Genomic DNA, 6,698 nt, shown 5'->3' with positions numbered 1-6,698 from the left:
GGCTGGCGCCGGGGTCTGGACGATCAGCGCATCGCCGATCTCGGCGATGGCCGCTTCCTCAACCCGGTACTCTCGGGCGACCGGCCCGATCCTGCGATCCTCAAGGACGGCGCGGATTACTATCTCACCTTTTCGAGCTTCGAATCCTATCCCGGCCTGCTGATCTGGCATTCGCGCGATCTGGTGAACTGGCAGCCCCGAAAGCCAGCGCTGACCCGCAACATCGGTTCGGTCTGGGCGGTGAGCCTCGAAAAGCACAAGGGTCGCTATTTCCTCTATATCCCGGTCAAGGCGAGCCCGCAGAACGACATCTATGTGATCTGGGCGGACCATATCGACGGCCCGTGGAGCGACCCCGTGCCGCTCGGCCTGCACAAGCATATCGACCCCTGCCATGCGGTGGGCGAGGACGGATCGCGCTGGCTGTTCCTCTCGGGCGGCGACCGGGTGCGGCTGTCCGATGACGGGATGCGCGTCACCGGCGAGGTCGAGCATGTCTACGACCCCTGGCGCTATCCGGACGAATGGGATGTCGAGGGCTTCTCGCCCGAGGGGCCGAAGATCCACCATATTGGCCAATGGTTCTACATGATTACCGCTGTCGGAGGGACAGCGGGGCCTCCCACGGGCCATATGGTGATCGCAGCCCGCTCGCGTTCGATCCACGGCCCGTGGGAGCAGCACCCCGACAACCCGCTGGTGCGCACGACCGACATTCGCGAGGCCTGGTGGTCGCGCGGCCATGCCAGCCTGGTCGAAGCGCCCGATGGCAGCTGGTGGAGCCTCTATCACGGCTTCGAGAACGGTTACTGGACGCTGGGCCGGCAGTGCCTGCTCGATCCGGTCGAGTTCACCCCCGATGGCTGGTTCCGCATGACCGGCGGCGATCTCTCCGCCCCCTTGCCCAAGCCGAAGGGTGGCGAGGCGCTGCCGCACGGCATGGCCTTGTCGGACGATTTCAGCACGCTCGCGCTCGGCACCAAATGGTCCTTCTTCCGCCCCGCCCCGGACGAGAGCAGCCGCGTCCGCGTCGCAGACAACACGCTATACCTCAAAGGCAAGGGCCTCGCCCCCTCTACCGGATCGCCGCTGCTGGTGATCGCAGGCGACACTTCCTACCGTTTCGAATGCGATATCGAGATTGCCCCGGGTGGGACGGCAGGACTGGTGCTGTTCTATGACGACAAGCTCTATGCGGGACTTGGCTTCGATGCCGAGCGCTTCGTGACGCACCAGTACGGCATCGAGCGCGGGCGTCCCGCCAACCCACACGGCCGCCGCATGCGCATCCGGGTGACCAACCGGAAGCATATCGTGAGCTTCCACGCCTCGGGCGATGGCGGCAGGACCTGGCTGAAATTCGACCGAGGCATGGAAGTCTCGGGCTATCACCACAATGTCCGCGGTGGCTTCCTGATGCTGCGGCCCGGACTCTATGCCGCTGGCCCCGGCGAGGCGCAATTCCGCGACTTCCGCTTCACCGCGCTGGAAGGTTGAGGGTCACGGAAGCGCAACCGTCTGCACCTCGTCGCCGCCGAAGCGCAGCGTTCGCGCGAAGGTACCGCGCTTGACCTCGACCTGGTTGACCTGGCGCGGATAGATGTCGCGCAGGATGGTGGTCTGGATCGCGACCGCCCTGGGACGGCCCTTCACCTGACCCGCATAGTTCATCCGCACCTCGCGTACGCCGATATCGACCGAAGATACCGCCAGCGGAACCTCCGCCCCATCGGCGCGCAGCTTGAAATGCGCGAGCAGATAGGTCTTGAGCTCAGCAATCGCATCGGGATCGTCGAGGCTCGTCTGCGCATTCGGCGCGATTTCGGCGAGCGCCGGTTCGAGGTCATGCGCCTCGAACCGGTGCGAGACCATGACCTTGCCATCGGGTTCGAGCGTGACGACGCTCATCGCATCATGCCCGCGATGCGCGCCCGCTTGCGGGGCGAGCGCCAGGCTCGCAACCGCTGCCATGATGGCAGAGAAACGCCGCATCATTTCGGCGCGCCGAAGGTGCGCAGCGAATCGGGCTGCACCTTCACGTCCGAATCCTTCATCCGGTTCTTGGTCTCCTCGGGCGTCTCGATGCCCAGCGTCTTGGGATCGATCTGGCCGGTATAGACATTGTTCGACCGGTCGGCATCGGCGGTTTCCCAGAGCGGATCGACCTCGGCGCGGGTGAGCGTCTTGGGGGTGACGAACTGCCAGGTCACCGCCTTCTGGTTGTAGCGCCAGACCTCCGCCGGAATGCGCGCGGTCTCGCTCGATCCGTCGGAGAAATCCATCTTCAGGATCACCGGCATGACGAGGCCGCCGCGATTGGAGAAGCTGAAGCGGTAGAAATTGTCGGTCACCTGGCGCGCCGCCTTTTCCTCGGCGGTCAGGTCGGCAAAGGCCTCTGCGGCCTTGCGCTTGTCGGCGGCAGTGGCATCGAGCGGGTCGATGCTGTCATAGAAATCGCGCGTCGCAGGATCGCGCTCGACCACCGTCTGCTGCCCAGCATTGCGCGCGGCGGTGAGCGAACCGGGCTCGGCATCGCGCCGCTTCTTGCGCTCGGCCGCAGCGGCCGTGGCATCGGCAGGTTCGAGCGTCGCGCGCACCACCTTGTCGAGCGCGATATCGACATGGTCGGTCGAATAGAACCATCCGCGCCAGAACCAGTCCAGATCGACGCCCGAGCTTTCCTCCATCGTGCGGAAAAAGTCATAGGGTGTTGGATGCTTGAACCGCCATCGATTGGCATATTCGCGGAAAGCACGGTCGAACAGGTCGCGGCCCAGCACGGTCTCGCGCAGGATGGTCAGCGCGGTGGCGGGCTTGCCATAGCCGTTGGCACCGAATTGCAGCACCGAATCCGACTGGGTCATCAGCGGCATCTGGTTGGTCGAAAGCATGTATTCGGCGATATCCTTGGGCTCGCCGCGCCGCGCCGGATAGTCCTTGTCCCACAACCGCTCGGCCTGGAACTGCAGGAAGGTGTTGAGCCCCTCGTCCATCCAGGTCCATTGCCGCTCGTCCGAATTGACGATCATCGGGAACCAGTTGTGGCCGATCTCGTGGATCACCACGCCGATCAGCCCGTACTTGGCGCGTTCGGTATAGGTGAGGTTGCCGGTCTTCTTGTCCTTCACCGGGCGCGGGCCGTTGAAGGTGATCATCGGATATTCCATCCCGCCGACCGGACCGTTGACCGACTGCGCCACCGGATAGGGATAGGGAAAGGCGAACTTGCCATAGACGTCGATCGTGTGCGCGATCGCCTTGGTCGAATAGGCATCCCAGAGCGGACGCGCTTCCTTGGGGAAGAAGCTCATCGCCATGACCAGCGGCTGATCGGCATAATCCTGTTTCACGCCCATCGCGTCCCAGGCGAACTTGCGCGAGCTCGCCCAGCCGAAATCGCGGACGTTGGTGGCGGAGAAGATCCAGGTCTTCTCGCCCGAGGCCTTGCCGCGCTCGGCCGCGACCGCCTCTTCGGGGGTGACGACATAGACCGGGCTGGTCGCCGACTTGGCCTGTTCGAGCCGCTGGCGCTGCGCCGCGCTCAGCGCCTGGTCGGGGTTCTGCAGCACGCCGGTGGCGGCCACGACATGGTCGGCAGGCACGGTCAGCGCGACGCGATAGTCGCCGAATTCGAGCGTGAACTCGCCAGACCCCAGGAACGCCTTGTTGTGCCAGCCCTCATAGTCCGAATAGACCGCAAGCCGAGGGAACCATTGCGCGCCTTCGAAGATGCAGTTGCCGTCCTCGCCGGGCTGGGTGAAGCATTCATAGCCCGACCGCCCGCCGACGACCTTGTTCTCGGCCATCGGAAACGACCATTCGATCGAGAAGCTGGTCTCGCCGCCATTGGGCGCGACTGCCTGGGCAAGGTCGATGCGCAGCAGGCTGTCGACAACGGTGAAAGGAAGCGCGCGACCGCTGGCATCGCGCACCGCAGCGATGGTGAAGCCGCCCTCCCAGTCCTTGAGGCGCTTGAGCCGGCGCACCTCGGCCAGGCTGATCTTGTCGCCCGAAACCGTCTCTGTCATCGCCTCGATCGAATCGCGCTTGTACTGGTTCTGGTCGAGCAGCAGCCAGAGATAGGGCAGCGCATCGGGCGAATTGTTGACATAACGCACCGTCTGGCTGCCGCTGACCGTGCGCTTCGCCTCGTCGAGCCGCGCCTGGACGTCGTAGTCGACCTTCTGCTGCCAGTAGCGATAGCCCGGCGCGCCCGAGGCGTTGCGATAATCGGTCGGGGTCGGCCATTCCTCGCCTTCGAGCTGGCGGAACTTGTCCTGATAGCCGCTCTTGGTCTGCTCGACCGGGCTCGCGAGCGAAGGTGTGGAAGCGGCGCCGATGGCGAGTGCGAACAGCGAAGCGGAAACGGCGGATAAACGACGCAAGGCGACCCCCTTATTTTCAGGGCGTTATCGCCCCTGAAATGTGCAGGGCGCTTGCATGTGATACTATCGCATAAGGGTCAATGCCCCGGCGCTGCAATTTGCGACAAAGCGCCGATACCCCGGCCACCTGGCCTCCCATCAAGCCGGCTGGGGCTTGCCGAGCAGATTATAGGGGTCGATCCCGCGCGCGCGCAGCTTCTGGTGCGCCATCGCATAATAATGCGGTTCGTCGATGTTGAGCCGCTTGCGCGCCGCCGCCAGTGGCTCGGCAAGCAGCGAGAGCATCGACTGCTCGGCGATGCGCGGGCATGCCTTGCCCAGCCGCTTCGCCTCGCCCACCGCCTTGAACACCGGCGCATCGCTGCGGATGGTGCGGGTCATGTTGAGCGCGGCCATATAGGCGATGAAGATATTGCCCGGTGACGGGTTCTGGCCATAGGTGAACGCCAGCACCGAGGCTTCGCCCAAGGCGTCGCGGCCATAGCCGGTGAGGACATGCAGCAGGTCGTGCGTGTCGCGCAGCCGGTTGACATACCATTCGACCATATCGCCATAGCGGCGGTTGCCCTGGAACCGGTCATATTCGGCGACCAGCCCGGCGGCAGAGAGCCCTTCGCGCTCCATGAAATCGACATAGGCATGCGCAACGCTGCCCTTCGGCATCGCGCGCAACCGATCGTGATCGTCGAGAATGTCGGGAAGATAGGGCTCGCTCAGCCGCAATTGCCGTCCGAAATCGCTGTACACGAAGGCGCGGATCTCGTCGACCAGCTTCAGCCGCGGCAGGCACTGGAAGATGTGGAAGACCTGCTCGGTATCTTCCTTGTCCGCGATCAGCTTGCGGAAATGGTGCATCGCCCTGAACGGGCGGAACTTGGGCACGGGCCGCTCGGGATGACGGAATACCGGCTCGGACATGCTCAACCTCTCTCGCCCTCTCACTGACAATCGTGTCAATAGCATGCAGCGCAGAGGTTGAAAAGTCGTGTCATGCGTGCTGACACATGGTCAGAAATCGATCGCGATGCCCTTGTGCTCCCAGTCGCCGAAGCGCGTCGGGCCCTTGGCCGCTTCCTCGGCATCACCCTCGGCGATCGGCTGCGGTGTCGGCACCGGCGGCGACTTGCCCCAGTGCGCGGGCGGCTTGACATGATCGGGGCGGCGCGTCGCGCGCGGGGTGTCTGGCATGCTGCGTCCCTTGAGCTTGGCCGGCCGATCGATTGAAAACCGGCGCGGCATTCCTACATTTCATGCGGGCATATGGGGCGTGACGGGCGCGATGTGAAGCGCCGGGCATGCAATGTCAGACAAGGATTTTGAACCGAGATGAACGGACTGAAGACCACCATGCTGCTGGCAGCGCTGACCGCGCTGTTCATGGCTCTGGGCTACACGCTGGGTGGCTCGGGCGGCGCGGTGATCGCGCTGCTGTTTGCGGCCGGCATGAACCTGTTCACCTTCTGGAATGCCGACAAGATCGTGCTGAAGATGCACAATGCCGTCGAGGTGAACGCGCAGAGCCATCCCGATTTCTACAATCTGGTCGCCAGGCTGGCCGAGCGCGGCGGACTGCCGATGCCGCGCGTCTATGTCATCGATCAGGCCGCGCCCAACGCCTTCGCCACCGGTCGCAATCCGGAGAACGCCGCCGTCGCTGCAACCATCGGCCTGATGCAGATGCTGAGCCGCGACGAGATCGAGGGCGTGATGGCGCACGAGCTGGCGCATGTGAAGAACCGCGACACGCTGATCATGACCATGGTCGCGACGATCGCGGGTGCCGTCTCGATGCTCGCTAATTTCGGGCTGTTCTTCCGCGACGACAATCGCAACCCCTGGGCGGCGATGCTCGCGGTGTTCGTCGCACCTTTTGCCGCGATGATCGTGCAGATGGCGATCAGCCGGACGCGCGAATTCGGCGCGGATCGCGGCGGCGCGGAAATCAGCGGCAAGCCGCTCGCGCTGGCATCGGCGCTGGCGCGCATCTCGAACCAGGCGCAACGGATTCCGAACCCGGTTGTCGAACGCAACCCGGCAGCCGCGCAGCTGTATATCGTGCCCTCGGGCGTGCGCGCGCTGTTCTCGACGCATCCCGATACCGGCGACCGGATCGCCGCGCTGGAGGCGATCGCCCGCGAACAGGGCAGCGCCCCGCCGCCGCCGCGCCGGGGCAGCGCGCTCGATCCGCTCGGACGGGGGTGAGCTTTATTCTCCCCTCCCGCGCGCGGGAGGGGCAGGTCCAGCCATCTGGACCGGGGGGGCCTGACCACCCTCTGCGCAGTCCCATCCCGGCCTTCGGCCACCCCTCCCGCC

6 protein-coding genes are annotated in these 6,698 nt (G+C 64.8%); 2 read left to right on the top strand and 4 right to left on the bottom strand.

Features of this window, described 5'->3' with window-relative positions:
- The coding region (locus DM995_RS02205; protein ID WP_116968350.1) for a family 43 glycosylhydrolase at positions 1-1,497 on the top strand (1,497 nt) is incomplete at its 5' end.
- Between the two features lie 3 nt (positions 1,498-1,500).
- Here DM995_RS02205 and DM995_RS02200 read toward each other — a convergent pair.
- From DM995_RS02200 to DM995_RS02185, 4 genes are all read right to left on the bottom strand, one after another.
- Entirely contained in the window at positions 1,501-1,971 is a 471-nt protein-coding gene (locus tag DM995_RS02200) for a DUF6702 family protein (protein ID WP_232823986.1), read from the bottom strand.
- A gap of 20 nt (positions 1,972-1,991) precedes the next feature.
- Positions 1,992-4,385, bottom strand: a complete 2,394-nt coding sequence (locus DM995_RS02195; RefSeq protein ID WP_232823985.1) for a M1 family metallopeptidase — start codon at positions 4,383-4,385, stop codon at positions 1,992-1,994.
- A gap of 138 nt (positions 4,386-4,523) precedes the next feature.
- A complete protein-coding gene (locus DM995_RS02190; protein ID WP_116968348.1) occupies positions 4,524-5,303 on the bottom strand; it encodes a Coq4 family protein in 780 nt (259 codons plus the stop codon).
- Between the two features lie 90 nt (positions 5,304-5,393).
- Positions 5,394-5,573, bottom strand: coding sequence for a DUF1674 domain-containing protein (locus DM995_RS02185; protein WP_031317911.1), 180 nt, complete (start codon positions 5,571-5,573; stop codon positions 5,394-5,396).
- A gap of 138 nt (positions 5,574-5,711) precedes the next feature.
- On the opposite strand from DM995_RS02185, the gene DM995_RS02180 reads away from it, so the two are divergent.
- On the top strand, positions 5,712-6,587 hold the full coding sequence (locus tag DM995_RS02180) for a M48 family metalloprotease (RefSeq protein WP_116968347.1): 876 nt from the start codon (positions 5,712-5,714) through the stop codon (positions 6,585-6,587).
- Positions 6,588-6,698 lie beyond the last annotated feature (111 nt).

It is taken from the genome of Blastomonas sp. UPD001 (assembly GCF_003426715.1).
GTDB lineage: Bacteria > Pseudomonadota > Alphaproteobacteria > Sphingomonadales > Sphingomonadaceae > Blastomonas.
This window is presented reverse-complemented; position numbering and strand designations above follow the sequence as displayed.